This is a genomic window from Martelella sp. AMO21009, from assembly GCF_053484295.1.
The window spans coordinates 382113-407261 of sequence record NZ_JBAKFR010000003.1; the positions used below are offsets into that span (position 1 = coordinate 382113).

38 protein-coding genes are annotated in these 25149 nt (G+C 60.5%); 7 read left to right on the forward strand and 31 right to left on the reverse strand.

Going from position 1 to position 25149, the window contains the following annotated elements; genetic code table 11:
• Window positions 1-82 precede the first annotated feature (82 nt).
• Window positions 83-1591 (reverse strand): sulfatase, encoded by a 1509-nt coding sequence (locus tag V6766_RS06055; RefSeq protein WP_448464562.1) that lies wholly within the window; start codon window positions 1589-1591, stop codon window positions 83-85.
• A 174-nt stretch (window positions 1592-1765) separates the two neighbouring features.
• Between V6766_RS06055 and V6766_RS06060 the strand changes: the two genes are divergently transcribed.
• Window positions 1766-2155: a lysozyme inhibitor LprI family protein gene (locus V6766_RS06060; RefSeq protein WP_448464564.1), complete on the forward strand. Its 390-nt coding sequence runs from the start codon at window positions 1766-1768 to the stop codon at window positions 2153-2155.
• Between the two features lie 311 nt (window positions 2156-2466).
• On the opposite strand, the gene ilvD is transcribed toward V6766_RS06060, so the two are convergent.
• Window positions 2467-4302 (reverse strand): dihydroxy-acid dehydratase, encoded by a 1836-nt coding sequence (ilvD, locus tag V6766_RS06065; RefSeq protein ID WP_448464566.1) that lies wholly within the window; start codon window positions 4300-4302, stop codon window positions 2467-2469.
• Window positions 4303-4612: 310 nt separating this feature from the next.
• Between ilvD and V6766_RS06070 the strand changes: the two genes are divergently transcribed.
• The 6 genes from V6766_RS06070 (at window position 4613) to V6766_RS06095 (ending at window position 8814) form a co-directional block, all read left to right on the forward strand.
• Window positions 4613-4873 (forward strand): PepSY domain-containing protein, encoded by a 261-nt coding sequence (locus V6766_RS06070; protein ID WP_448427419.1) that lies wholly within the window; start codon window positions 4613-4615, stop codon window positions 4871-4873.
• Window positions 4874-4875: 2 nt separating this feature from the next.
• Window positions 4876-5508, forward strand: coding sequence for a cytochrome b/b6 domain-containing protein (locus V6766_RS06075; protein WP_448464568.1), 633 nt, complete (start codon window positions 4876-4878; stop codon window positions 5506-5508).
• A complete protein-coding gene (locus V6766_RS06080) occupies window positions 5505-6044 on the forward strand; it encodes a helix-turn-helix transcriptional regulator (protein WP_448464570.1) in 540 nt (179 codons plus the stop codon). The genes V6766_RS06075 and V6766_RS06080 overlap by 4 nt, the downstream gene beginning before the upstream one ends.
• A 148-nt stretch (window positions 6045-6192) precedes the next feature.
• Window positions 6193-7170: a protein-methionine-sulfoxide reductase catalytic subunit MsrP gene (gene msrP, locus V6766_RS06085; RefSeq protein WP_448464572.1), complete on the forward strand. Its 978-nt coding sequence runs from the start codon at window positions 6193-6195 to the stop codon at window positions 7168-7170.
• Window positions 7171-7181: 11 nt separating this feature from the next.
• Entirely contained in the window at window positions 7182-7850 is a 669-nt protein-coding gene (gene msrQ, locus V6766_RS06090; protein ID WP_448464574.1) for a protein-methionine-sulfoxide reductase heme-binding subunit MsrQ, read from the forward strand.
• Between the two features lie 97 nt (window positions 7851-7947).
• Window positions 7948-8814: a DUF817 domain-containing protein gene (locus tag V6766_RS06095; protein WP_448464576.1), complete on the forward strand. Its 867-nt coding sequence runs from the start codon at window positions 7948-7950 to the stop codon at window positions 8812-8814.
• A 90-nt stretch (window positions 8815-8904) separates the two neighbouring features.
• Here the strand turns inward: V6766_RS06095 and V6766_RS06100 are convergent, their stop codons facing one another.
• From V6766_RS06100 to V6766_RS06240, 29 genes are all read right to left on the reverse strand, one after another.
• Window positions 8905-9294 (reverse strand): hypothetical protein, encoded by a 390-nt coding sequence (locus tag V6766_RS06100; protein WP_448464578.1) that lies wholly within the window; start codon window positions 9292-9294, stop codon window positions 8905-8907.
• A 180-nt stretch (window positions 9295-9474) separates the two neighbouring features.
• On the reverse strand, window positions 9475-9903 hold the full coding sequence (gene rplQ / locus V6766_RS06105; RefSeq protein WP_230722728.1) for a 50S ribosomal protein L17: 429 nt from the start codon (window positions 9901-9903) through the stop codon (window positions 9475-9477).
• A 45-nt stretch (window positions 9904-9948) separates the two neighbouring features.
• On the reverse strand, window positions 9949-10959 hold the full coding sequence (locus V6766_RS06110) for a DNA-directed RNA polymerase subunit alpha (protein WP_018065589.1): 1011 nt from the start codon (window positions 10957-10959) through the stop codon (window positions 9949-9951).
• A gap of 98 nt (window positions 10960-11057) precedes the next feature.
• Window positions 11058-11447: a 30S ribosomal protein S11 gene (gene rpsK, locus V6766_RS06115; RefSeq protein ID WP_018065590.1), complete on the reverse strand. Its 390-nt coding sequence runs from the start codon at window positions 11445-11447 to the stop codon at window positions 11058-11060.
• Between the two features lie 205 nt (window positions 11448-11652).
• A complete protein-coding gene (rpsM, locus tag V6766_RS06120; protein WP_018065591.1) occupies window positions 11653-12021 on the reverse strand; it encodes a 30S ribosomal protein S13 in 369 nt (122 codons plus the stop codon).
• Window positions 12022-12258: 237 nt separating this feature from the next.
• Window positions 12259-12909, reverse strand: coding sequence for an adenylate kinase (locus tag V6766_RS06125; protein WP_448464580.1), 651 nt, complete (start codon window positions 12907-12909; stop codon window positions 12259-12261).
• Window positions 12906-14243, reverse strand: a complete 1338-nt coding sequence (gene secY / locus V6766_RS06130; protein WP_448427411.1) for a preprotein translocase subunit SecY — start codon at window positions 14241-14243, stop codon at window positions 12906-12908. Before secY ends, V6766_RS06125 begins: the two co-directional genes overlap by 4 nt.
• 222 nt (window positions 14244-14465) lie before the next feature.
• Window positions 14466-14942, reverse strand: a complete 477-nt coding sequence (gene rplO, locus V6766_RS06135; RefSeq protein WP_448427410.1) for a 50S ribosomal protein L15 — start codon at window positions 14940-14942, stop codon at window positions 14466-14468.
• Window positions 14943-14956: 14 nt separating this feature from the next.
• Window positions 14957-15160: a 50S ribosomal protein L30 gene (gene rpmD / locus V6766_RS06140; protein ID WP_230722723.1), complete on the reverse strand. Its 204-nt coding sequence runs from the start codon at window positions 15158-15160 to the stop codon at window positions 14957-14959.
• Between the two features lie 11 nt (window positions 15161-15171).
• Complete coding sequence (rpsE, locus tag V6766_RS06145) at window positions 15172-15741, reverse strand: 30S ribosomal protein S5 (RefSeq protein WP_018065596.1); 570 nt, start codon at window positions 15739-15741, stop codon at window positions 15172-15174.
• 158 nt (window positions 15742-15899) lie between these two features.
• Entirely contained in the window at window positions 15900-16262 is a 363-nt protein-coding gene (gene rplR, locus V6766_RS06150; protein ID WP_448427409.1) for a 50S ribosomal protein L18, read from the reverse strand.
• A 12-nt stretch (window positions 16263-16274) separates the two neighbouring features.
• The gene (rplF, locus tag V6766_RS06155; RefSeq protein ID WP_448464582.1) at window positions 16275-16808 is read right to left on the reverse strand and encodes a 50S ribosomal protein L6; all 534 of its coding nucleotides are present in this window, start codon (window positions 16806-16808) and stop codon (window positions 16275-16277) included.
• Between the two features lie 42 nt (window positions 16809-16850).
• Window positions 16851-17249 (reverse strand): 30S ribosomal protein S8, encoded by a 399-nt coding sequence (gene rpsH, locus V6766_RS06160; RefSeq protein WP_448427407.1) that lies wholly within the window; start codon window positions 17247-17249, stop codon window positions 16851-16853.
• A gap of 12 nt (window positions 17250-17261) precedes the next feature.
• Window positions 17262-17567 (reverse strand): 30S ribosomal protein S14, encoded by a 306-nt coding sequence (gene rpsN, locus V6766_RS06165; protein ID WP_448427406.1) that lies wholly within the window; start codon window positions 17565-17567, stop codon window positions 17262-17264.
• A gap of 33 nt (window positions 17568-17600) precedes the next feature.
• A complete protein-coding gene (gene rplE / locus V6766_RS06170; protein WP_448427405.1) occupies window positions 17601-18158 on the reverse strand; it encodes a 50S ribosomal protein L5 in 558 nt (185 codons plus the stop codon).
• The gene (gene rplX, locus V6766_RS06175) at window positions 18151-18462 is read right to left on the reverse strand and encodes a 50S ribosomal protein L24 (protein WP_448464584.1); all 312 of its coding nucleotides are present in this window, start codon (window positions 18460-18462) and stop codon (window positions 18151-18153) included. Before rplX ends, rplE begins: the two co-directional genes overlap by 8 nt.
• A 13-nt stretch (window positions 18463-18475) precedes the next feature.
• Window positions 18476-18844, reverse strand: coding sequence for a 50S ribosomal protein L14 (gene rplN, locus V6766_RS06180; protein WP_230722716.1), 369 nt, complete (start codon window positions 18842-18844; stop codon window positions 18476-18478).
• A gap of 350 nt (window positions 18845-19194) precedes the next feature.
• On the reverse strand, window positions 19195-19440 hold the full coding sequence (rpsQ, locus tag V6766_RS06185; protein WP_018065604.1) for a 30S ribosomal protein S17: 246 nt from the start codon (window positions 19438-19440) through the stop codon (window positions 19195-19197).
• A gap of 21 nt (window positions 19441-19461) precedes the next feature.
• Window positions 19462-19662, reverse strand: coding sequence for a 50S ribosomal protein L29 (rpmC, locus tag V6766_RS06190; protein ID WP_448427403.1), 201 nt, complete (start codon window positions 19660-19662; stop codon window positions 19462-19464).
• A gap of 12 nt (window positions 19663-19674) precedes the next feature.
• Window positions 19675-20088, reverse strand: coding sequence for a 50S ribosomal protein L16 (rplP, locus tag V6766_RS06195; protein ID WP_018065606.1), 414 nt, complete (start codon window positions 20086-20088; stop codon window positions 19675-19677).
• Window positions 20089-20124: 36 nt separating this feature from the next.
• A complete protein-coding gene (gene rpsC, locus V6766_RS06200) occupies window positions 20125-20838 on the reverse strand; it encodes a 30S ribosomal protein S3 (RefSeq protein ID WP_448427402.1) in 714 nt (237 codons plus the stop codon).
• Window positions 20838-21221 (reverse strand): 50S ribosomal protein L22, encoded by a 384-nt coding sequence (gene rplV / locus V6766_RS06205; protein WP_448427401.1) that lies wholly within the window; start codon window positions 21219-21221, stop codon window positions 20838-20840. The genes rpsC and rplV overlap by 1 nt, the downstream gene beginning before the upstream one ends.
• 2 nt (window positions 21222-21223) lie before the next feature.
• Entirely contained in the window at window positions 21224-21502 is a 279-nt protein-coding gene (rpsS, locus tag V6766_RS06210) for a 30S ribosomal protein S19 (protein ID WP_018065609.1), read from the reverse strand.
• A 15-nt stretch (window positions 21503-21517) separates the two neighbouring features.
• Window positions 21518-22354 (reverse strand): 50S ribosomal protein L2, encoded by an 837-nt coding sequence (rplB, locus tag V6766_RS06215; RefSeq protein ID WP_018065610.1) that lies wholly within the window; start codon window positions 22352-22354, stop codon window positions 21518-21520.
• 41 nt (window positions 22355-22395) lie between these two features.
• Window positions 22396-22689, reverse strand: coding sequence for a 50S ribosomal protein L23 (locus tag V6766_RS06220; protein WP_018065611.1), 294 nt, complete (start codon window positions 22687-22689; stop codon window positions 22396-22398).
• Window positions 22686-23306, reverse strand: a complete 621-nt coding sequence (rplD, locus tag V6766_RS06225) for a 50S ribosomal protein L4 (RefSeq protein ID WP_448427399.1) — start codon at window positions 23304-23306, stop codon at window positions 22686-22688. Before rplD ends, V6766_RS06220 begins: the two co-directional genes overlap by 4 nt.
• Window positions 23306-24001, reverse strand: coding sequence for a 50S ribosomal protein L3 (rplC, locus tag V6766_RS06230; RefSeq protein ID WP_448427398.1), 696 nt, complete (start codon window positions 23999-24001; stop codon window positions 23306-23308). Before rplC ends, rplD begins: the two co-directional genes overlap by 1 nt.
• 126 nt (window positions 24002-24127) lie before the next feature.
• The gene (gene rpsJ / locus V6766_RS06235) at window positions 24128-24436 is read right to left on the reverse strand and encodes a 30S ribosomal protein S10 (protein ID WP_018065614.1); all 309 of its coding nucleotides are present in this window, start codon (window positions 24434-24436) and stop codon (window positions 24128-24130) included.
• A gap of 153 nt (window positions 24437-24589) precedes the next feature.
• On the reverse strand, window positions 24590-25149 hold a 560-nt coding region (locus tag V6766_RS06240; RefSeq protein ID WP_448464586.1), incomplete at its 5' end, for an EF-Tu C-terminal domain-related protein.

Consider the following 25149-nt stretch of genomic DNA (forward strand, 5'->3'; position numbering starts at 1 on the left):
AATGGGCGGAACAATGGGCGACGACATTAAAAAACGGACCGATTTTGCAATCGATCCGATTGATGACGCTTTCTTGCCCGCTTCAGGCGTAGCTGGGCAGCGGCTCCCCGCCGGCATCCTTGAGCACCAGCGCGAACATCTGCGCAACGATATCGGGATTGGCGGCGGCAATGTCATTCTGCTGATCGGGGTCGGCAATGATGTCGTAGAGCTTGGCTTCGCTGCCGTCGTTCTTCGAAATCATCGTATGTTGCCGGTCCGATACCCAGACATAGTCATTCATGCCGGAGGTGAAATGATCCCGCGGATCGGACGGCGTCTTTCCGTCGAGCGTCGGCATCAGGTCGATGCCTTCAAGCCTGGTTTCGGGCTCGATGCCGGCAAAGGACAGGATGGTCGGCGCGATGTCATGGGTCGATGCGAAGTAGTCCATCGCCTCGCCGGCGCGCTTGCCGTCCGGGTGGCGAATGAAAAAGGGCGTATCCGTCATCTCCGGCCACAGCGCGAAGGACGGCTTTCCGAGCGCGCCATGCTCGCCGAGCGCCATGCCGTGATCGCTGGTCATGATGACAAGCGTGTTTTCCAGAAGGCCGAGCCGCTCCGCCTGCCCCATGAAATAGCCGATCCATCGATCGACCATGGTGAGCTCGCCGGCATAAAGTGCGCGCATGCGTTTCAACTGCCGCTCCGTCAGGTAGTCGCTCTTGCCGTAACGCGGTGAAACCGGCTCGGGATCGGCGTAGTCGGGATCATAGAGATCGGCATAGTGACGCGGCGCGTCCCAGGGCTCATGCGGATCGAAGGAATCGATCGACAGGAAGAACGGCTGGTCGGGCGGCGTGCTTTCCAGGATGCGCGCGGCGGTGCGGAACACCTTTGCGCAAAGATAGTCCTCCTCGCGGGCGCGATCGGCATTGTTGGCGAGATACTGTCGCAGCTCATTGGCGAGCAGCAGGTTTTCACCCTTCGAGGTCAGTTCCGCGCCGCTCGCGTCCTGATACATGTAGCGGTCGATAAGCCGGTCATCGGCGAGCCAGGGTGGCATGTAGTCATCGCCTTCCTGCCCCCTGATCCACTGCAGAGACTTGAAACCGCGCGCGAAATTCATCGACGGCTTGAAGGTATGCGGGTTATCCGAAACCAGGATCGTGGTGTAGCCGCCGGCCGCCATCTGTTCGGCAAGCGTGGGCTGGTCATCGGGAATGTGCTGCCAGCCCCATACCCCCGATTCATTGCCGCTGCGCTTGACCCAGTTGCGGAACGGGAAGGTGCGCATGCCACTGTGGATCGAGCGGCGCGCCGGCACGGTCGGCATCGCCTCGGGCACGGCCCGGGTGAAGCGCAGGCTCGCGGCGGCCAGCCTGTCAAGGTTCGGGGTATGGATCCAGTCATTGCCATAGGCACCGATATGATCGCGACGCGTGGTATCGGTGACGATCAGGATCACATTCGGTTTTTCCGAGCGTTCGGCCGAGGCCGAAGGCAACACCTGAGATTTCTGTTCGACGGCCAGCGCACTGCCGACCACGCCAAGGCTGACACCGGCGGCCGTGCCGGTCAGAAGACTACGACGAGAAATGGAAAAAGCCATTTGAAGCACTCCCTTGCGATAGGCGAAGCCAGACGTACTCCTGGCCCGAATACTTAATCATCTGATCTATGAAGAGTTCCCCCGTTTTGCCGCCACACCCGCAAATACCTTGAAATGGTCATAATTTGTTCAGCGAAATCGATTATCTGCAGTTGAAACGCGAAGGAGATTGCAATGCAGATGTTTGACTTTCACAGCACGGTAAAGCGTTCCATCATGGCTGCCGTTTTTGCGACGGCCACCTGCCTCGGCAGCGCCCTGCTCGTCGCCACGCCGGCCTCCGCCGCGAGCTTCGATTGCAGCGCCGCCGGCCTGACGCCGAATGAAAGGACCATCTGCTCCAACCTCACGCTCAACGATGACGACGTGAAGATGGCGACGATGTACACCATGCTGAAGGGTCTGTTCGCCATGGGCGTTTCCGGCAATATGGGCGACGACCAGAAGGCATGGCTGAAGGAACGCGAAGCCTGCGGCACGGATGTATCCTGCATCGAAAAAGCCTATGACACCCGCATCGACCAGTTGCAGAAACTCTATGACGGTATCGACAAGCCGCTTTGAGGCAAGACTTGGTCAAACTGAAAAGCGCGGGACACGGGCCCGCGCTTCAGACTGCTGACAAACCCTAGCATGCGTGGTTGACGTCTTCACTGGCATTCCCCCACAGGGGTCATGCTCGGACTTGATCCGAGCATCCAGGCGATTTAAGCGATTGAATTTCAGCAGACTTATTGCAATCCCTTGCCGTGTTGCCTGGATCCTCGTGTCGAGCACGAGGATGACACCCAGTGTAAGGACGGGTTTGTCAACAAACCAAAGCGCGGGCCCGTGACCCGCGCTTTTTTCGTTTCTGCTGGCCGTTCAGCGCCAGACTATTCCGGCAGGATCCGCACCGCGCCCTTGTCGGCGCTGGCGGCGAAGGCGGCGTAGGCCTTGAGCGCGGTCGTCACCTGTCGGCGGCGGGGCGCTTCCGGCTTCCAGCCCTTCTCATCCTGCGCCGAGCGTCGGGCTTCAAGCTCCGACGGCGAGAGGCGCAAGCTGATCGTGCGGCCCGGGATATCGATATCGATCATGTCGCCATTGCGCACGAGGCCGATCGCGCCGCCCTGGGCGGCTTCCGGCGAGACGTGGCCGATGGAAAGGCCGGAAGTGCCGCCCGAAAAACGGCCATCGGTGATCAGCGCGCAATCCTTGCCGAGACCCTTCGACTTCAGATAGCTGGTCGGGTACAGCATTTCCTGCATGCCCGGCCCGCCCTTCGGACCTTCGTAGCGGATGACGACGACATCGCCGGCCTTGACCTCGTTGGAGAGGATGCCCTTCACCGCCGCGTCCTGGCTTTCGTAAACGACCGCCGGGCCGGAGAATTTCAGGATCGATTCATCGACGCCCGCCGTTTTCACGATGCAGCCGTCGAGCGCGACATTGCCCTTCAGCACGGCAAGCCCGCCATCCTTGGAGAACGGATGCTCGGCGTTGCGGATCGCGCCCTTGACGCGGTCGAGATCGAGCTCGGCCCAGCGGCGCTCCTGCGAGAACGCCTGCTGCGAGGGCACGCCGCCGGGGGCTGCCATGTAGAACTTCCGCACGCTTTCGGAATTGGTGCGCACGATATCCCACTGGTCGATGGCATCGCCCAGCGTCGCCGAATGCACGGTCGGGCTATCGCGCTTGATCAGGCCAGCGCGGTCCAGCTCGCCGAGGATCGCCATGATGCCGCCGGCGCGGTGGACATCTTCCATATGGACGTCGTTCTTGGCCGGCGCGACCTTGCACAGGCACGGCACCTGCCGTGACAGCCGGTCGATATCATCCATGGTGAAATCGAGTTCGGCCTCATAGGCGGCCGCCAGAATATGCAGCACGGTATTGGTCGAGCCGCCCATGGCGATATCGAGCGTCATGGCGTTCTCGAAGGCGGCCTTGGACGCGATGTTACGCGGCAGCGCGCGCTCGTCGTCCTGCTCGTAGTAGCGGCGCGCGAGATCGACGATCTGATGGCCGGCCTCGACGAACAGGCGGCGACGATCGGCATGGGTAGCGAGCGTCGAGCCATTGCCCGGCAGCGACAGGCCAAGCGCTTCCGTCAGACAGTTCATCGAGTTGGCTGTGAACATGCCCGAGCACGAGCCGCAGGTCGGGCAGGCCGAGCGCTCGATCGCCTGAACGTCACTGTCGGAATATTTATCATCGGCGGCGGCGACCATGGCGTCGACCAGATCGAGCGCCTGTTCCTTGCCGTTCAGCACCACCTTGCCGGCCTCCATCGGCCCGCCGGAAACGAAGACCGTCGGAATGTTGAGCCTGAGCGAGGCCATCAGCATGCCGGGGGTGATCTTGTCGCAGTTGGAGATGCAGACCATGGCATCGGCGCAATGGGCGTTGACCATGTATTCGACGCTGTCGGCGATGACCTCGCGCGACGGCAGCGAATAGAGCATGCCGTCATGGCCCATGGCGATGCCGTCATCGACGGCGATCGTGTTGAATTCCTTGGCGACGCCGCCGGCGCTTTCGATCTCGCGGGCGACGAGCTGGCCGAGATCCTTCAGGTGGACGTGGCCGGGCACGAACTGGGTGAAAGAATTGACGACGGCGATGATCGGCTTGCCGAAATCACCATCCTTCATGCCGGTTGCGCGCCAGAGACCGCGCGCGCCGGCCATGTTTCGACCATGGGTCGTCGTTCTTGAACGATAGGCAGGCATGGGGCTTCCTTTCTTAAATCCGGCGTTCAGCACACATGACCCTCGGGTCCTCCTCAATGTGCTCCTGCGCCTTGCGCAGGCATCGCCGCTTGTGGTGGTGGTACCCCATATCACGCGGGCTGTCACTATCGGTTGGCGGCAAAACGGTACTCTCCGGTACGGTTAGTCAAAAAAAGAGCTTGGAGGCCCTAAGCAAACGCTTACGCGCGGCCGCTTCAGCCATAAGCAGATGGACGTCGAGGTTTTCAGGCAGCAGATCGGGGTCGTTGCGCCTCCCCTCCGGAGCGCCTTTGCACAAGAGGAAATTACCATGATCCGTTCCATGTTTCTCGCGGTTGCCGTCATTGCCGCCCCCGTCGCCGCCTTCGCCATGCCCGCCGTCGGCGATGTTGTCGGCACCAACCCGGCAGACGCCGCCGCAGCCCTTGAGAAGGCTGGCTGCACCCTCAAGGGCTTCGAGGCCGAGGGGGGCATGATCGAGGCGAAGTGCTATGATCAAGACAATGTGATGCACGAAGTCTATATCAACCCGAAGACTGGTGCGATCGCCAGAATTTCCGGGAAAGACTGAAAATGTCGACCGGTAGACAAACAGGGACCGGGGCAGCGATTGCCCCGCCCGACCCATGGGACCCGGTGGTGCGCCTCAGTCACTGGCTGATCGCCGCCGCCGTCATCATCAACGGCCTGATATCGGAACGGGGCGGCGCAATCCATATCTGGATCGGCTGGATTGCAATGGCAGTGCTGGTCATTCGTCTGGTCTGGGGGATGATCGGTCCGAAAGAAGCGCGGTTCACCGCTTTCCCTCCGGATCCGCGCGCGGCAACATCGCATCTTTTTTCGCTGTTGCGCGGCAAGCCCAAGGAGTATCCCTCGCACAACCCCGCGGGCGCGATCATGGTCTATGCGCTCTGGGCATGTCTCGTGGTGGTGATCGCGACGGGACTGATCATGACGGATGCGAAGACGCCGATTACGATTGCCAATGAACGCGCGGCGGTCGAACAGGGGAATTGGTCCGTGCTGGCGGGCGAAGACGAGGAAGCCTCCGAGTACTCGGACGAAATCGTGAAAGAGATCCATGAGACAGCAGCCAATCTCATGTTAATACTGGCGCTCGTTCATGTCGCCGGCGTTGCGGCCGAAAGCTACGCGCTCAGGAGAAATCTTGTGCGTCCGATGATCAAGGGTCCACCGCGTTGACGAAAACCCAGAAAGCAACACGGCAGGGGCGGTCGCAAACGATCGCCCTTGCAATCTTCATGATGCTGCAGAGCGTGGCAGCCCTGTTCTTCGTCGCCGACGCCGTTCGAGACCTTGCCGACGCGCCGGTGAACGCCGAGTCGATCATCGAGGCATTGACGGCCTTCGTTCTCGTGCTCGGCATCTTCATGGCCGGCTGGCAGTTGCGGCTGACGCTGGAGCGCATGGCGGCCCAGGGACGCGCGCTCGATATCGCCCGAGGCGATTTCGTTCGCATCATCGATACGCAGTTCGATATCTGGGGACTGACCGCGGCGGAGCGGGAGGTGGGCATGCTGGCGCTGAAGGGCATCGACATGGCGGAGATCGCGCGCCTTCGGGGCTCGGCCCATGGCACGGTGCGCGCCCAGATGACCCGCATCTATGCCAAGGCCGGCGTTTCCGGCCGGGCGCAGTTTGCGGCATGGTTCGTCGAGGAGCTTCTGGGCGACGGCATCTCTCCGAAAGACGCAGGAGAGAAAGAGCCGTCGACCTGACGGGCAGCCGTGTGATTTGCCAGGCATGCCGCCCCTGCCCTCACGCCCGCTACACAAAAAAGTGGTCGGGAAGTTTCTTGTGAAAGGTGAAACTATCGGCGATCTTCCGACGTAATGGTTCATGACGAACATTACGGGAGACATTTCGATGTCCGCTTACAAGCCGCCCCATATCCCCTCCTCTGAGATCACGCCGGAGCATCTCTACCTGAAGCGGCGCACGCTTCTGGCGGGCCTTGCTGCGGGCGCCACCTTTGCCGCAGCCCCTGGCGCGTTTGCAGCCGGCGACGACCTTTCCCAGGGCGAGGCGCTGAAGACGGTGAACGGGCCGTTCCCCGCCCCCGCCGATCGCAAGGTGACGAGCTACGAGGACATCACCCACTACAACAATTTCTACGAGTTCGGGACCGGCAAGGAAGACCCCTATCGCAACTCCGGCGACTTCCAGCCCTATCCCTGGACCTTCGAAATCGATGGCATGGTGCAGAAGCCGCAGAGGGTCGACATCGATACCCTTCTGACGAAGTTTCCGCTTGAAGACCGCACCTATCGCATGCGCTGCGTGGAGGCCTGGTCGATGGTGATCCCGTGGGTCGGCATCCCACTGAAATCGATCCTCGACATGGCGGAGCCCACCGGCTCGGCGAAATATGTCGCCTTCCAGACCGTGGTGCGACCGGAACAGATGCCGGGCCAGCGCGGTTTCGGCCAGCCCATGCCCTGGCCCTATGTCGAAGGGCTCAGGCTCGACGAGGCCAACCACCCGCTGACCATCATCGCCGTCGGGCTTTACGGCAAGACGCTCCTGAACCAGTCCGGCGCGCCGATGCGCCTTGTGGTGCCGTGGAAATACGGCTTCAAGGGCATCAAGTCGATCGTGAAGATGACGCTCACCGACAAGCAGCCGCCCAATAGCTGGAACCTGCTGCAGCCGAGCGAGTATGGCTTCTACGCCAATGTGAACCCCGACGTGCCGCATCCGCGCTGGAGCCAGGCCTCCGAACGCGTGATCGGCGAAGGCGGCGGCTTTTTCGGTGGCGAGCGGATTCCGACGCTGAAGTTCAACGGCTATGGCGACGAGGTGGCGAGCCTCTATAGCGGCATGGACCTCAAAGCCAATTATTGAGCAGCGGAAAAATGACCGACATCGCAGCCAGAAAACGCCCGGCCGCCAAAACCCACTGGTGGCGTCCGGCTTCGGTCTGGGCGCTCTACGCGCTCGGGCTTGCGCCGGCCGTCTGGTATTTCTATCTCGGCGCCACCAACCAGCTTGGCGTCGACCCGGTCAAGACCTTCGAGCATGTGCTGGGCATCTGGGCGCTGCGTTTCATCCTGGCAACGCTCTGCATCACGCCGCTCCGCGATCTCGCGGAAATCAATCTCCTGCGTTATCGCCGGGCGCTGGGCCTGCTCGGCTTCTATTACGTCTGCTTCCATTTCCTAGTCTATCTCGTGCTCGACCAGCGCATGGATATTTCCATGGTGATCGAGGATATCATCAAGCGACCTTTCATCACCTTCGGCATGATGGCGCTCGTCATGCTAGTCCCGCTCGCCGTCACCTCCAACGACTGGTCGATACGTACGCTGAAGAAGGGCTGGATCCTGATCCACTCCTTCATCTACGAGATCACGGCCCTTGCCACGCTCCACTTCGCGATGTCGCGCAAGGTCATCGGCCCCGAGATCATGCTCTACATCGCGATCGCCGTACTGCTGCTCGGCTACCGCTTCGCGCGCCCCATGATCATGGAACGCAAGCGCGCGCGGAAGAAGGCGGCGCGGATGCAGAAGGGCGCGAAATAGCGCCGGAACGAAGCCGCCATAATAAGGCTTGAACCAAGCCACATTATTGCCCCTCCCTCGCGCCAGCATGCACGGCATCAACAAAGTGCGAGGGGACATGACCGATTTCGCGGCGGAGAAAAGCGCGTGGGCGCCTGACCGGTGGCTGACCGATATAACGCCGGATCCGGCGCTGAAGGGCTTCCGGCGCTTCGGCGTGGAGTTCCTGTTCTTCGGCCTCAAGGAGGCCCGCGCCTGCCTGTTTGCGGGCCTGTTCCTGGTGGCGATCTTCGCCATGCCACGCGCCGGTCTTGCCGGCATTCCGCGCTACGATCTGCTTCTGATCATCGCGCTTGCCATCCAGTTCGCGATGATCCGGTTCGGACTTGAGACGTGGGACGAGTTCAAGGCGATCTGCCTGTTTCATGTGGTCGGCTTCGTGCTTGAGGCGTTCAAGACGTCCGGGGCGATTCAGTCATGGGCCTATCCGGACTTTGCCTATACCAAGCTTCTCGGCGTGCCGCTGTTTGCCGGCTTCATGTATGCCGCCGTCGGCAGTTATATAATCCAGGCTTGGCGCATCCTCGATGTCCGCATCATCCACCACCCGCCCTACTGGATGGCGACGCTGGTGGCGTTGGTGATCTACCTCAACTTCTTCACCCACCACTATATCGGCGACTATCGCTGGTATGTCGCGGCCCTCGCTATCGGCCTCTATGCCCGGACAACCGTGATCTTCCGCCCCTATGACCGTGACCGCAAGATGCCGATGCTGCTCGCCTTCGTGCTGATCGGCTTCTTCATCTGGCTTGCCGAGAACATCTCGACCTTCTTCTCGGTCTGGCAATATCCGGATCAGCTCGGCGCGTGGTCGACGGTGCATATCGGCAAATGGAGCTCCTGGACGCTGGTCATCATCATGACCTTCACCATTGTCGCCTTTCTGAAGCATATCCGGGCGACGATCGATGTGCCGAAGTAAATGCGGCTCGGTCCCATCAGCACTTGAATCATGATACTATTATGGATTCGAGGAACTGCCGCCTAGCGGCTGACTATGCCAGCAAGGCTATCAGTTCTCCGGAAAATCAACCCCTTTCGGCAGTGAAATCCAAATAACGGTCTGCGCCTCTGGAGAATGGCGCGAGAGATGCCCCTTGCCGTGCGTGTCCGCAACCAGAACAAAACTGCCTGCCGCGACGTGGCGAACGTCTCCATCGCTCGTCTCATACTCCACTGAGCCATCAAGTCTTACCGTAAGCACCGGTTCCGGGACCGTGTGCCAGGCAACCTCGCGCATGCCTGCCGGGATGTGGGTAAGGCGAACGCGTGAGGCGGGATAGCTGGCAGTAACGTCGAATGCCACCGCATCGGGATGCACGGACCGTTTGGTCGTTGGCAATTCGACCTCATCGAAATGGGATTCACCATCCGTGGTGGCATAAATGCGCAGACACTTCATCGCAACAATCTCCGTCGTCGTGAATGAACTGGAGGCAAAACGTTCATATCACGTGGATAGAGGCGAAACCACCGATCTTATGATCGCTGCGCAGGGAGGTAACGCCCGGACAATCCAAACAGAAAAAAGCCGGGCGCTTTCGCACCCGGCCTTTCAACTCATCTCAACTGAAAGCGCTGCTTACGCGGCTTCCATTTCCGACTCGGCTTCGGCGGCGACGCGGGCCTTGTCTTCGGCGCCCTTGGCGTCGACGTCGCGGTCAACGAATTCGATGACGGCGATCGGGGCGTTGTCGCCATGGCGGAAGCCGGCCTTCATGATGCGGGTGTAGCCGCCATTGCGGTCGACGTAGCGCGATGCCAGAACGTCGAACAGCTTCTTGACGGCGTCGACATCCTTGATCTGCGAGATCGCCTGACGGCGGGCATGCAGATCGCCACGCTTGCCGAGCGTGATCAGCTTCTCGACGATCGGACGGATTTCCTTGGCCTTGGGCAGCGTCGTGACAATCTGCTCATGGACGATGAGCGAGACGGCCATGTTGGCAAACATCGCCTTGCGATGGCTTGCCGTTCTGTTCAGCTTGCGGCCTGCACTTTTATGGCGCATTGCTATTCTCCTTCACTTGCAGGCATCCACCTGCAGTATGACGTGTTAGTACTGATCCTCGTACCGCTTGGCGAGGTCGTCGATGTTTTCCGGCGGCCAGGCCGGCACTTCCATGCCCAGATGCAGACCCATGGAGGCCAGCACTTCCTTGATCTCGTTCAGCGACTTGCGGCCGAAATTCGGCGTGCGCAACATTTCCGCTTCGGTCTTCTGAATGAGATCGCCGATGTAAACGATGTTGTCGTTCTTCAGGCAGTTGGCCGAACGGACCGAAAGCTCGAGTTCGTCGACCTTCTTGAGAAGGGCCGGGTTGAAGGCGAGTTCGGTGACGTCGTCTTCTTCCGTATCCTTCTGCGGCTCTTCGAAGTTCACGAAGACCGAGAGCTGATCCTGCAGGATGCGGGCGGCGAATGCGACCGAATCCTCGCCGGTGACAGAACCATCGGTTTCGATGGTCATCAGCAGTTTGTCATAGTCGAGAACCTGGCCCTCACGGGTGTTCTCAACCTTGTAGGAGACCTTGCGGATCGGCGAATACAGGCTGTCGACCGGGATCAGGCCGATCGGCGCGTCTTCGGCGCGGTTGCGCTCGGCTGGCACATAGCCCTTGCCGTTGTTGACGGTGAATTCCATGCGGATTTCAGCGCCTTCATCGAGCGTGCAGAGCACGAGATCGGGGTTCAGGATCTCGATATCGCCAACCGTCTGAATGTCGCCGGCGGTGACAACGCCCGGGCCCTGCTTGCGCACGACCATGCGTTTCGCCTCGTCGCCTTCCATGCGGATGGCGATTTCCTTGATGTTCAGCACGATGTCGGTGACATCTTCGCGAACGCCGGGGATCGACGAGAATTCATGCAGAACGCCATCGATCTGAACCGCCGTCACGGCAGCGCCGCGCAGCGAGGACAGAAGGATGCGGCGCAGCGCATTGCCGAGCGTCAGGCCGAAGCCGCGTTCCAGCGGCTCGGCGACGAGCGTCGCTTTCTTCGGGCCGCTCGAGGTGAATTCCACCTTCGACGGCTTGATCAGTTCCTGCCAGTTTTTCTGTATCATGATTTCTACCTTTCGTTCGCCGCACTATCCAATCGTGACGGCCGACCTTCGTAGAACCGGGGCCTCTTGCGAGACCACCGGAGCAAATTGACAGATGATTAGACGCGACGCTTCTTGCGCGGGCGGCAGCCATTGTGCGGGATCGGCGTCACATCGCGGATCGAGGTGATGACGAAACCGGCAGCCTGGAGCGCGCGCAGAGCCGACTCGCGACCCGAACCCGGACCGCAAACTTCGACTTCCAGCGACTTCATGCCGTGTTCCTGAGCCTTCTTGGCGCAGTCTTCGGCAGCGATCTGGGCAGCGAACGGCGTCGACTTGCGCGAGCCCTTGAAGCCCTTGGCGCCAGCGGACGACCAGGCAATCGCATTGCCCTGAGCGTCGGTGATGGTGATCATCGTGTTGTTGAACGAGGAGTTCACGTGGGCAACGCCCGACGAAATATTCTTACGTTCGCGACGGCGAACGCGGGTGGCTTCCTTGGCCATGGTATTCCTTTCGTTGATCTCGACACCGCCGTAACGCCAGCGGCTCCACCGGGAAAGTCTCGCCTTAAACGAAAACCCTCCTGATCCTTCTCATCGCGGCGGCATTCCCGCTCACCGCATACCGCCCCTTTTGCGGCCCGGTCATCTACGCAGAAAGCCGGCGCAAACCCGCCGGCTCCTTCCGGAACGAAATGCCCCGTAAAACTTACTTCTTCTTGCCTGCAATCGCCTTTGCCGGGCCCTTGCGGGTGCGGGCATTGGTGTGCGTGCGCTGGCCGCGAACTGGCAGGCCGCGACGATGGCGCAGACCGCGGTAGCAGCCGAGGTCCATCAGGCGCTTGATGTTCATGGAATTCTCGCGACGCAGGTCGCCTTCAACCATGTAGTCGCGGTCGATCGCTTCGCGGATCTGAAGGACTTCGGCGTCCGTCAGCTCATGCACGCGGCGTTCAGCCGGGATGGAGGCCTTTTCGCAGATTTCCTGCGCGAATTTCGGTCCGATCCCGTGAATATACTGCAGCGCGATTACAACGCGCTTGGCAGTCGGGATGTTGACGCCAGCAATACGAGCCACGCCGATTCTCCTTAACATCTTCTATTGGCAGCTTGATCTTGCGAGAAACTGCCGGTTTCCCTGGCGGATAACCCGCCTGTCATTGCTCGGCCGCAACTGATATCCGTGACAAGACCCGTCCTGATCGAATTCAAAAGGACTTTGACAGCCTTGCCCCATGTCGCGAGTTGGAGCGCTCATAGCGGAAACGGCAGCCCTTTGCAACCGATTCCTTTATTTTTATGGGCCTTGCGGGCCTCACAGCCCGGTAAGAACCTTCTCGATACTGGCGGTCACATCGTCCATGCTCGCCATGCCGTCCACTGACGAAAGCTTGCCCTTGGCATAGTAGTAGCCGATCAGCGGGGCGGTTTCCTTGTAATAGGCCTTCAGGCGCTTCTCGACCGTCTCGCGATTGTCATCCGGACGACGCTTGAACTCGGTCGAGCCGCAAACATCGCAGACGCCTTCCACCTTGGGCTTGTGGAATTCATCGTGATAGCCCGCGCCGCATTTGGCGCAGCTATAGCGACCGGCGATCCGCTCGGCGAGCGTCTCGTCATTCACCTGGATCTCGATCACGGCGTCGAGCGCGATGCCCTTGGCCGCCATCATCTTCTCGGTAGCATCGGCCTGCACCAGGGTACGGGGAAAGCCGTCGAGAATGAAACCGTCCTTGCAATCGTCCTGATCGATTCGCTCGGACACGATGGCGATGACGATGTCGTCGGACACCAGCCCGCCGGCATCCATGACCGCCTTGGCCTTCTTGCCAACCTCGGTTTGTGCAGCCACGGCCGCGCGCAGCATGTCACCGGTGGAAAGCTGCGGAATGCCATGATTGGCAACAATGCGCTGCGCCTGCGTCCCCTTGCCGGCGCCCGGCGGTCCCAGAAGTATAAGTCTCATCGTCCCCTCTTTCCTCCCCGCAATTTCGATTTCTTGATCAGCCCCTCATACTGCTGGGCAATCAGGTGTCCCTGAATCTGCGACACGGTATCCAGCGTCACGCTGACGATAATCAGCAGCGAAGTGCCGCCAAGCGCCAGCGACACGCCGGTGCGGGCCACAAGGATCTCTGGCAGGATGCAGACGAACACCAGATAGATCGCACCGACCACGGTAATGCGAGTCAGAACATAGTCTATGTATTCAGCGGTGCGCTCGCCTGGGCGGATGCCCGGAATGAAGCCGCCATGGCGCTTCAGGTTATCCGCCGTCTCCTTCGGGTTGAAGACGATGGCGGTGTAGAAGAAGGCGAAGAACGCGATCAACAGACCGTAGACGATCATGTAGAGCGCCTGACCGTGACCGAGCGATGCGATGATCGCCGTTGCCCAGCTCGGCAGCTCCGAGGAGGTGAAGCCCGCAAGCGTCGCCGGCAGCAGAAGCAGCGAGGACGCGAAGATTGCCGGGATAACGCCCGAAGTGTTGAGCTTCAGCGGCAGGTGCGAGGTGTCGCCCTGGAACATGCGGTTGCCGACCTGGCGCTTCGGATACTGGATCAGAAGCCGGCGCTGGGCGCGCTCCACGAACACGATCAGCGCGAACACCGCGATGACAACGACGAGAATCAGGATGGTGACGAAAGCCGAGATCGAACCGACGCTCGACAGTTCCAGCATGTTGCCGACCGCGGCCGGAAGGCCCGCGACGATGCCCGAGAAGATGATCAGCGAGATGCCGTTACCGATACCGCGCGAGGTGATCTGCTCGCCGAGCCACATCAGGAACATGGTGCCGCCGACGAGCGTGACGACGGTCGAAAGGATGAAGAACCAGCCCGGATCGGTGACGAGGTTATTGCCGGACTGCAGGCCGATCGCAATGCCATAGGCCTGCGCCGTGGCCAGCACCACCGTGCCGTAACGGGTATACTGGTTGATGATCTTGCGGCCCTGCTCGCCTTCCTTCTTCAGCGCTTCCAGCGACGGCACGACGGCGGTCAGGAGCTGCACGATGATCGAGGCCGAGATGTAGGGCATGATGCCGAGCGCGAAAATCGCCATGCGCTGCACCGCGCCGCCCGAGAACATGTTGAACATGCCGAGAATACCCTCGGACTGGCCCTGGAAGGCCTGGGCGTAGGCATCGAGATTGATTCCGGGAAGCGGGATATGCGTACCCAGCCGGTACACGAGAAGCGCCAGAAGGGTGAACCAGATCCGCTTCTTCAGATCCGTTGCCTTGGCAAAGGTCGAGAAGTTCAGATTGGATGCGAGTTGTTCCGCTGCAGAAGCCATGCGTATCTCCGCGTCGCCGCACGGCCGCAGAGAAGCGCCCGGTGCGAGAAATTGCCCGATTCGTAACAGGCGACATCGCTCCATTTCGAACGTGGGCCGTCTTCACGATGAACCACCCGCAAGGCAAGATTGGCAAGCCAGCCGGGTGGCCGAGGCACATATGGAAGAAAAAACGCCCGGTGTGAAGCACTCCGGGCGTAGATTTTTTAAATAGAAGCTGAATTATTCGGCGTTTTTGTCGCCGGAAGCAACGGTGATCGAACCGCCGGCCTTTTCGATCTTCTCGATCGCGGCCTTGGAAGCGCCTGCGACTTCGAGCGTCAGCTTGGCCTTCAGTTCGCCGTCGGACAGAACGCGTACGCCATCCTTGACGCGGCGAATCACGCCGGCTTCCTTGAGCGCTTCAGCATTGACCGTCTTCTTGGCGTCGAGCTTCTTGGCATCGACGGCAGCCTGGAGGCGGCCGAGCGATACTTCAGCGAAGTCCTTCGAAAAGATGTTGACGAAGCCGCGCTTCGGCAGACGACGATAGATCGGCATCTGACCGCCTTCGAAGCCGTTGATGGCAACGCCCGAACGGGACTTCTGACCCTTGACGCCGCGGCCGCCGGTCTTGCCGGAGCCGGAACCGATGCCGCGGCCGAGACGCTTCTTCGAATGCGTCGCGCCTTCGCGATCCTTGATTTCATTCAGTTTCATGATGTTCTCCCGTCTCACTTCTCGTCGACGACGCGGACGAGATGGGGAATGCTGTTGATCATGCCGCGAACGGAAGGCGTATCTTCCAGAGTGCGCACACGATGCATCTTGTTGAGGCCGAGGCCGATCAGCGTCTGGCGCTGTACGGCGGGACGGCGGATCGGGCTGCCGATCTGCTCAACGGTGACAGTCTTCTTCTTGGTGCTTGCTTTGGCCATGGTTGCCTCCCTTACTCGTCGACAACAGCGCCAGCGGCCTGGCGGCGAGCCTGAAGCGTGGCGTATTTCAGGCCGCGCTGGGCTGCGATGTCCTTCGGATGCATCTGGCTCTTCAGGGCATCAAACGTGGCGCGAACCATGTTGTACGGGTTGGACGAGCCGGTCGACTTGGCGACGACGTCGGCAACACCCAGGGTTTCGAAAACGGCACGCATCGGACCACCGGCGATGATCCCGGTACCGGCCTTGGCGGTGCGCAGCAATACCTTGCCGGCGCCGTGACGGCCCTTGATGTCGTGATGCAGCGTACGCCCGTCGCGCAGCGGCACGAAGATCATCTCGCGCTTGGCAGCTTCGGTCGCCTTGCGGATGGCTTCCGGCACTTCGCGCGCCTTGCCGTGGCCGAAGCCGACGCGACCCTTGCCGTCACCGACGACGACAAGCGCTGCAAAGCCCATGCGGCGACCGCCCTTGACGGTCTTGGCAACGCGATTGATGGCAACGAGCTTGTCAACGAATTCGCTGTCGCGCTCATCCCTGTTGTGGCGATCGTCGCGCGATCCCCTTCTGTCCTGTGCCATTGTCCTGTTCCTTTTTCTTTTCCGGGTGCAATCGGCATATGGAAAGGCCGCTAGCCTAAAGCGTGGCGGCCGGCGAACGGTCGGGAGACTTGGCTCTTAAAGAGCAGTATCTGCCCGCCGGATGTAAGGCGCGCTGCAACGCGCGCCTCAAAGCTTCATCAGAAGCTCAGGCCGCCTTCGCGGGCGCCGTCGGCCAGAGCCTTGACGCGACCGTGAAAGATGTAGGCGCCGCGATCGAACACGACTTCCTTGACGCCGGCCTTGGTGGCACGCTCGGCGACGAGCTTGCCAACGGCTTCGGCCGCGTCGCGGTCCGCGCCGGTCTTCAGCGAAGACTTGAGCGAAGCGTCGAGCGTCGAGGCGGCGGCCAGCGTACGGCCGGCGGCATCATCGATGATCTGGGCATAGATGTTCTTAGAAGAACGATGGACCGACAGACGCGGACGGCCGTTGGCGACCTTCTTGAGCTGTCGGCGCACGCGGCTGGCGCGGCGTGCAATGGTTTCTTTCCTGCTTGCCATAACGCGTGATCCTTACTTCTTCTTGCCTTCCTTGCGGACGATGCGCTCTTCCGCGTATTTCACGCCCTTGCCCTTGTAGGGTTCGGGACCGCGATACTCGCGAATGTTCGCAGCGACCTGGCCGACAACCTGCTTGTCGATGCCGGAAACGGTGATTTCCGTCGGCTTCGGGCAAGCAAGCGTGATGCCTTCCGGCGGCTGATAGACAACTTCGTGGGAGAAGCCGAGCGAGAGCTGCAGGTTCTTGCCCTGCATTGCTGCGCGGTAACCAACGCCGTTGATCTCGAGCTTGCGCTCGTAACCGTCGGTGACGCCCTTCATGATGTTTTCAACCATGGTCCGGGACATGCCCCACTTGGAGCGGGCTTCCTTGGACTGGTTGATCGGGGAAACGACGATCGCGCCGTGTTCCATCGAAACGCTGACTTCGTCATTGGCGACGAAGAACAGTTCGCCCTTCGGGCCCTTGGCTGTGATCTTCTGGCCGTCCACCGACGCAGTCACACCCTTGGGAACCTGAACGGGCTTTTTACCGATACGAGACATTTGTTTTACCTGTCTGTTTCGCTAGGAGGATCTACTCAAGCCTTAGAAGACCGAGCAGAGAACCTCGCCACCAACATTCTGTTCGCGCGCCTGGTGATCAGCCATCACACCCTTGGGGGTGGAGAGGATCGTGATACCCAGACCGTTTGCGACCTGCGGAATGGACTTGACCGAGACATAAACCCGGCGGCCCGGCTTGGAAACGCGGGCGATCTCGCGGATCACGGACGCGTTTTCGTAGTACTTCAGCTCGATTTCGATCTCGGACTTGCCGTTGTCGAAGTCGGTCTGGGTGTAGCCGCGGATGTAGCCTTCAGACTGCAGGACGTCGAGAACGCGCGCGCGCAGCTTGGAAGCCGGCGTGGTCACGGACGTCTTGCGGCGCGAGGCGCCGTTGCGGATACGGGTGAGCATATCGCCCAGGGGATCGGACATTGCCATGGGGACGCCTCCTTACCAGCTCGACTTGACGACGCCCGGCACTTTGCCGGTGTTGCCAAGGTCACGAAGTGCGATACGGGACATACCCAGCTTGCGGTAATACGCACGCGGACGACCCGATACTTCGCAACGGTTGCGGATGCGCGTCTTGGAGCCGTCGCGCGGCATGTCGGCAAGCTTCAGGGTCGCGCGGAAGCGCTCCTCGATCGGAAGCTTCTGGTCCTTGATGATCGCCTTCAGCGCGGCACGCTTTTCAGCATCCCGGGCAACCGTCTCGCGGCGGCGCTTGTTCTTTTCGACTGCGCTTGTCTTCGCCATGTCGTTGTTCCTTTTCTACGCTCGTCGTTACGGTTACTTGCGGAACGGGAAGTTGAACGCCGTCAAAAGCGCCCGTGCTTCGTCGTCCGTTGCAGCCGTCGTGCAAACGATAATATCCATGCCCCACATCTGATCGACCTTGTCGTATTCGATCTCGGGAAACACGATGTGCTCCTTGACGCCCATGGCGAAGTTGCCACGCCCGTCAAAGCTCTTCGGATTGAGGCCCCGGAAGTCGCGAACGCGCGGAAGCGCGATGTTGACGAGGCGGTCAACGAATTCATACATGCGGTTGCCGCGCAGCGTCACCTTGGCGCCGATCGGCATGCCTTCGCGGACCTTGAAGCCTGCGATGGAATTGCGGGCATGGGTAACGACCGCCTTCTGACCGGAAATCGCGGCCAGATCGGCAGCGGCATTGGCCGGCTTCTTCGAATCGCCAACCGCTTCGCCGACGCCCATGTTGATCACGACCTTGTCCAGACGCGGGATCATCATTTCGTTGGCGTAGGAGAACTGCTCCTGCAGCTGGGCGCGGATCTTTTCGCCGTAAACCTTCTTCAGGCGCGGCTCGTACTTAGCTTCAGCCATCGATCACTCCTCCCGAACGCTTTGCATAGCGGACCTTCTTCTCGCCTTCGACCTTGTAGCCGACGCGGGTCGGCTTGCCGTCCTTGGGATCGGCGATCGCGAGGTTCGACAGATGGATCGGCGCTTCCTTGGCGATGATGCCGGCTTCGGTGGTCTGCGTCTGGCGCTGGTGGCGACGCACGACATTGATGCCGGAAACGACGGCGCGGTCATCCTTCGGGGAAACCGCGACCACTTCACCGGTGCGACCCTTGTCCTTACCGGCGATGACGACGACCTTGTCGCCCTTCTTGATTCTCTGCATTGTCCGCGCTCCCTTACAGAACTTCAGGAGCCAGGGAGATGATCTTCATATGGCTCTTGCCACGCAGCTCGCGCGGAACCGGCCCGAAGATACGCGTACCAATCGGCTCTTTGTTGTTGTTGATCAAAACGGCGGCATTGCCGTCGAAGCGGATGACCGAGCCGTCAGCGCGGCGGATGTCCTTCGCCGTGCGCACGACGACGGCCTTCATCACATCGCCCTTCTTGACGCGTCCGCGCGGAACAGCCTCTTTCACGGATACGACGATGATATCGCCGACCGAGGCATATTTACGCTTGGAGCCGCCCAGAACCTTGATGCACATGACACGACGTGCGCCGGAATTATCCGCCACGTCGAGGTTTGTTTGCATCTGAATCATATCAGGTCGCCTTCTTGTTGTTACCGGCCCGGTTGGGAACACCCCCTAGACCAGCTTAATCGACACGTACGAAGCGCCCGCCTGCCCCAACCTCTGGAGCCTGCGGCCGCTCAAATTCCCTACCCGGCCCATCGCGCCGCCTTGAGGCGATGCGAGGTCAAGAGCCGGAGCGTCTTGGTGTAGCGTCTTTCAGGAACGCCATGTGGATCGAGGATCCGGCCCAAACCTGGGCAGCGCCCTTACGGAAAAGGCCGCCCGTTGCCGGACGCCCTTTGCACATCTGCCGTGCTACATACAGAAATTTCGCCAAAGCGCAAGGGCCGCAGCGAAATACTGCCGGTATTTACGGATCAGGCGTCGGCGGAAACGGTGGAAACCACCTTCCAGCGCTTGTCCTTGGAAACCGGAGCGCATTCTTCGATGAATACGGTATCCCCGGTCTTGTACTGGTTCTCGGCGTCGTGCGCCTTGTACTTCTTCGAGCGGCGTACGGTCTTCTGGAGAAGCGGGTGGGCGAAACGACGCTCAACCCGGACGACGACCGTTTTATCGTTCTTGTCGCTAACGACAACGCCTTGCAGGATGCGTTTAGGCATTTTCTTGTCGGTCCCTTACGTTCAGGCCTTGGAGGCCGAAGCCTTCTGGCTTGCGATTGTCTTTACACGCGCGATGTCGCGGCGAACCTGCTTGATGCGGCCCGTCTGCTCCAGCTGACCGGTCGCCTTCTGGAAGCGCAGGTTGAACTGCTCCTTCTTCAGCTCGGCGAGCTTGTCCTTGAGCTGGTCTTCGGACATGGCGTGTACGTCAGAGGTTTTCATCAGTACCACTCCTTATTCGGCAATGCGCTGGATGAAGCGCGTCTTGACCGAAAGCTTGGCAGCGCCGAGGCGCAGGGCTTCGCGGGCAATGTCTTCGCTCACGCCGTCGATTTCGAACATGATCCGGCCGGGCTTGACCTTGGCTGCCCAATAGTCGACGCCGCCCTTACCTTTACCCATACGCACTTCGGTCGGCTTCGAGGTGACCGGAACGTCGGGGAAAATACGGATCCATACACGGCCGGCACGCTTCATGTGACGGGTGATCGCGCGGCGGGCCGCCTCGATCTCGCGTGCGTTGACGCGGTTGGGTTCCTGCGCCTTCAGCCCATATTCACCGAAAGCCAGGTCGCTGCCGCCCTTGGCAACGCCATGGATGCGGCCCTTGAACTGCTTGCGGTACTTTGTACGCTTTGGCTGCAACATTTTCTTTTATCTCCGAACTTCGCCGAACGCCTGAAATCAGGCGTTCTCACGGCGGCGATTGTTGCCGCTGTTACCCTTGTTGTCGCCTTCGGTCGCGCGACGCTCGGAGGCCATCGGATCGTGCTCAAGGATTTCGCCCTTGAAGATCCAGACCTTGATGCCGCAGATGCCGTATGCGGTTTCAGCTTCGGCCGTGCCGTAGTCGATGTCGGCGCGCAGCGTGTGAAGCGGAACGCGGCCTTCGCGATACCATTCGGTACGGGCGATTTCCGCGCCGCCGAGACGGCCGCCGCAAACGATACGGATGCCTTCGGCGCCCATGCGCATGGCGGTCTGAACCGAACGCTTCATGGCGCGGCGGAACGCGATACGGCGCTCGAGCTGCTGAGCGATCGACTGTGCAACCAGCGTGGCGTCGGTTTCCGGCTTGCGCACTTCAACGATGTTGAGGTGCATTTCCGAATCCGTCATCGTGCCGAGCTTGCGGCGCAGCTTTTCGATGTCAGCGCCCTTCTTGCCGATGATCAGGCCCGGACGAGCCGAGTGAATCGTCACACGGCACTTCTTGTGCGGACGCTCGATCACGACCTTGGAAACGCCGGCCTGCTTCAGTTCCTTCTGAATATAGTTGCGGATCTTCAGGTCTTCGTGAAGAAGCTTGCCATATTCATGGTTGTCTGCGAACCAGCGGCTGTCCCAGGTGCGGTTGATACCGAGGCGGAAGCCGATCGGATTGATTTTCTGACCCATTATGCGGCCTCCTCTTCGACTTCGCGAACGACGATCGTCAGGTGCGAGAACGGCTTCAGGATGCGCGATGCGCGGCCCCGGCCACGAACCATGAAGCGTTTGGCGACAATCGACTTGCCGACATAGGCTTCTGCGACGATGAGCTGGTCAGGGTCGAGATCGTGGTTGTTTTCTGCATTCGCGATCGCCGATTCCAGCGTCTTGCGGACCGTATCCGAAACCCGCTTCTGCGAGAATTCGAGTTCGGCCAGCGCCCGGTCAACCTTCTTGCCGCGGATCATGGCGGCGACGAGGTTGAGCTTCTGCGGGCTGACGCGGATGGTGCGCGTAACGGCCTGCGCCTCATTTTCCTTAAGCCGGCGCGCGGCTTTTGCCTTGCCCATTGTTACTTCCTCTTCGCCTTCTTGTCGGCGCCGTGACCATAATAGGTACGGGTCGGCGCGAATTCGCCGAACTTGTGGCCGACCATGTCTTCCGATACCGAGACCGGAATGTGTTTCGAACCATTGTAGACGCCGAAGGTGAGACCGACGAACTGCGGCATGATCGTGGAGCGACGGCTCCAGATCTTGATCACTTCGTGGCGGCCGCCTTCACGAACCTTCTCAGCCTTCTTGAGAAGATAGCCGTCAACAAACGGTCCCTTCCATACTGAACGAGCCATTTCAGACTACCTCTCTTATTTCTTCTTCTGGTGGCGCGAACGCATGATGAACTTGTCGGTCGACTTGTTCTTGCGCGTACGCTTGCCCTTGGTGGGCTTGCCCCAGGGCGAGACCGGGTGACGGCCACCCGACGTGCGGCCTTCACCACCACCGTGCGGGTGGTCGATCGGGTTCATGACGACGCCGCGAACATGCGGACGCTTGCCCCGCCAGCGCGAACGACCGGCCTTGCCGTCATTCGTGTTGGAATGGTCGGGGTTCGATACAGCGCCGATCGTTGCAAGGCAAGAGCCCGGCACCAGACGCTGTTCGCCGGAGTTGAGGCGAAGGATCGCCATGCCTTGGTCGCGACCGACGAGCTGAACATAGGTGCCTGCCGAACGGGCGATCTGACCGCCCTTGCCCGGCTTCATCTCGACGTTGTGAACGATCGAGCCGACCGGAATGTTCTGCAGCGGCATCGCATTGCCCGGCTTCACGTCAATCGCGCTATCGGCAGCCTGCACCTTGTCGCCGACAGCCAGACGCTGCGGAGCAAGGATATAGGCCAGTTCGCCGTCGGCGTAGTTGATGAGCGCGATGAAGGCCGACCGGTTGGGGTCGTACTCAAGACGCTCGACCGTGCCCTCGACGCCGAACTTGCGGCGCTTGAAGTCGATCATGCGATAGGTGCGCTTGTGGCCACCGCCCTGGAAGCGCGCCGTCACGCGGCCATAATTGTTACGGCCACCCTTCGAAGACAGGCCCTGCGTCAAAGCCTTGACGGGCTTGCCCTTGTAAAGCTCCGAACGCTCGACGATCACCAGCTGGCGCTGGCTCGGCGTTGTCGGATTGAATGTTTTCAATGCCATTTTCTCATTCCCTATTGGGTCTTTACCCTAACGGGTCTGTTTCAAACGCCGGTCGTCACGTCCACGGACTGGCCTTCAGCCAGGGTGACGATCGCCTTCTTGACGTCCTTCTGCTTGCCGGAGAAATTCCGGAAGCGCTTGATCTTGCCCTTGCGTACAAGCGTGTTGACCGCCTTGACCTTGACGCCGAAGAGTTCTTCGACGGCGGCCTTGATCTCGGGCTTGCTTGCAGTCTTGGCAACGTTGAACACGACCTGGTTGTTGTCGGAAACAAGGGTCGATTTTTCAGTGATGACCGGCGAAACGATCACGTCGTAATGGCGGATATCGCTCATTTGAACCGCTCCTCCAGAGCTTCGACCGCAGACTTCGACAGCACGAGCTTGCCGCGGCGCAGGATGTCATACACATTGATGCCCTGGACCGGCAGAACATCGATATTCGGAATGTTGCGGGCCGCCAGCTTGAAGTTGCCGTCGACCTCGGAACCGCCGATGATCAGCGCGTTGTCGAGACCGAGACCGGTGAACTGCGCGAGCAGCGCCTTGGTCTTGGCTTCCTTGGCGACCAGGTCATCGATGATGATCAGGTCTTCGGACTTCGCCTTGGTCGACAGCGCATGCTTCAGGGCAAGCGCGCGAACCTTCTTCGGCAGATCGTGCGAGTGATCGCGAACGACCGGACCATGGGCAACACCACCGCCGCGGAACTGCGGCGCACGCTTGGCGTGGTGGCGGGCGTTACCCGTGCCCTTCTGCTTGTACATCTTGGCGCCGGTCAGCGACACTTCGGAGCGTCCCTTGACCTTGTGCGTACCCTGACGCTTGGCAGCGAGCTGGTAGCGCACCATGCGGGCGAGAATGTCTTCGCGCGGTTCCAGGCCGAAGATCTCGTCCTTCAGGCTGACTTTACCGGCGTCCTTGCCCTCAAGTGTTTTAACTGTGAGATCCATTATTCGGCTCCATTGGTTTCAGCCGCACGCAGGCCGGCAGGCCGCGGCGCATTTTCAGGAACACCGGACTTCACGGCATCGCGAACCGTAATCCAGGCGCCCTTCGAACCGGGAACGGCGCCCTTGACGAGGATCAGGCCGCGCTCTTCATCGGTGCGGACAACCTCGAGGTTCTGCGTGGTGACGCGGGTCTGGCCCATGTGACCGGCCATCTTCTTGCCCTTCCAGACCTTGCCCGGGTCCTGGTTGGAACCGGTCGAGCCGTGCGAGCGGTGCGAGATCGACACGCCGTGCGTGGCGCGAAGACCGCCGAAGTTGTGGCGCTTCATGGCACCGGCAAAACCCTTACCGATGGTGGTGCCGGTGACGTCGACGAGCTGGCCCGAAACGAAGTGGCTGGCCGTCAGTTCGGCGCCAACATCGAGCAGGTTTTCTTCCGACACGCGGAATTCGACGAGCTTGGCCTTGGGCTCAACAGAGCCGGCGGCGAAGTGACCGCGCAGGGCCTTCGAGGTGTTCTTGACCTTCGAGCGGCCGGCGCCGAGCTGAACGGCGGTGTAGCCGTTCTTTTCCTTGGTGCGCGTGGAAACGACCTGGCAGCCTTCCATTCGCAAAACTGTTACAGGGATATGCTCTCCTGCGTCTGTGAAGACGCGGGTCATTCCCACCTTCTGTGCTATCACACCTGAACGCATCGGTTCGTTCCTTTTAGAGTTCCGGCCTTCGGCAAAGCCTCCGGCGTGTCTCTTTTTGGGACATCATGCGCGCTTCCATAAAGCGCCCAGCGATTGGTCCCGTTTAGTTATCCCTAACCCTGAAAATCAGAGCTTGATTTCAACGTCCACGCCGGCAGCCAGATCGAGCTTCATCAGCGCGTCAACGGTCTGCGGGGTCGGGTCGACAATGTCGAGCAGGCGCTTGTGGGTGCGCATTTCAAACTGCTCGCGGCTCTTCTTGTCGATATGCGGGCCACGGTTGACCGTGAACTTCTCGATCCGCGTCGGAAGCGGAACCGGACCGCGAACATTGGCGCCCGTGCGCTTTGCCGTCGAAACGATCTCACGCGTGGAGGCATCAAGGATCCGGTGATCAAACGCCTTCAGGCGGATGCGGATATTCTGGCCGTTCATGCGACTCGTCCTTGTCTTGTTCTTATCTCCGCCATCTCTCTTCGATCAGGCGCGTTGCTAACTTGCAGCCCGGGCTTGCCGGCTTTTCAAACATCTGCAGGGGCGGCTGACCCGCCCCTGGCATATTTGCGTCAAGCCCTCAGGGCCAGCCGCTTACTTGATGATCGAGGCGACGATGCCGGCACCAACCGTGCGGCCGCCTTCGCGGATAGCGAAGCGCAGCTTTTCTTCCATCGCGATCGGAACGATCAGCTCGACGTCAACCGTGACGTTGTCGCCCGGCATAACCATTTCCGTGCCTTCCGGCAGTGTGACAACACCGGTCACGTCCGTGGTGCGGAAGTAGAACTGCGGACGATAGTTGGTGAAGAACGGCGTATGACGGCCGCCTTCGTCCTTCGTCAGGATGTAGGCTTCTGCCTTGAACACGGTGTGCGGGGTAACCGAACCGGGCTTGCACAGAATCTGGCCGCGCTCGACCTGATCGCGCTGAACGCCGCGGATAAGCGCGCCGATGTTGTCGCCGGCCTGGCCCTGGTCGAGCAGCTTGCGGAACATTTCAACGCCGGTAACCGTGGTCTTCTGCGTGTCCTTGATGCCGACGATCTCGACTTCCTCGCCAACCTTGATGATGCCGCGCTCGACGCGACCGGTCACAACCGTGCCGCGGCCGGAGATCGAGAACACGTCTTCGATCGGCATCAGGAAGGGCT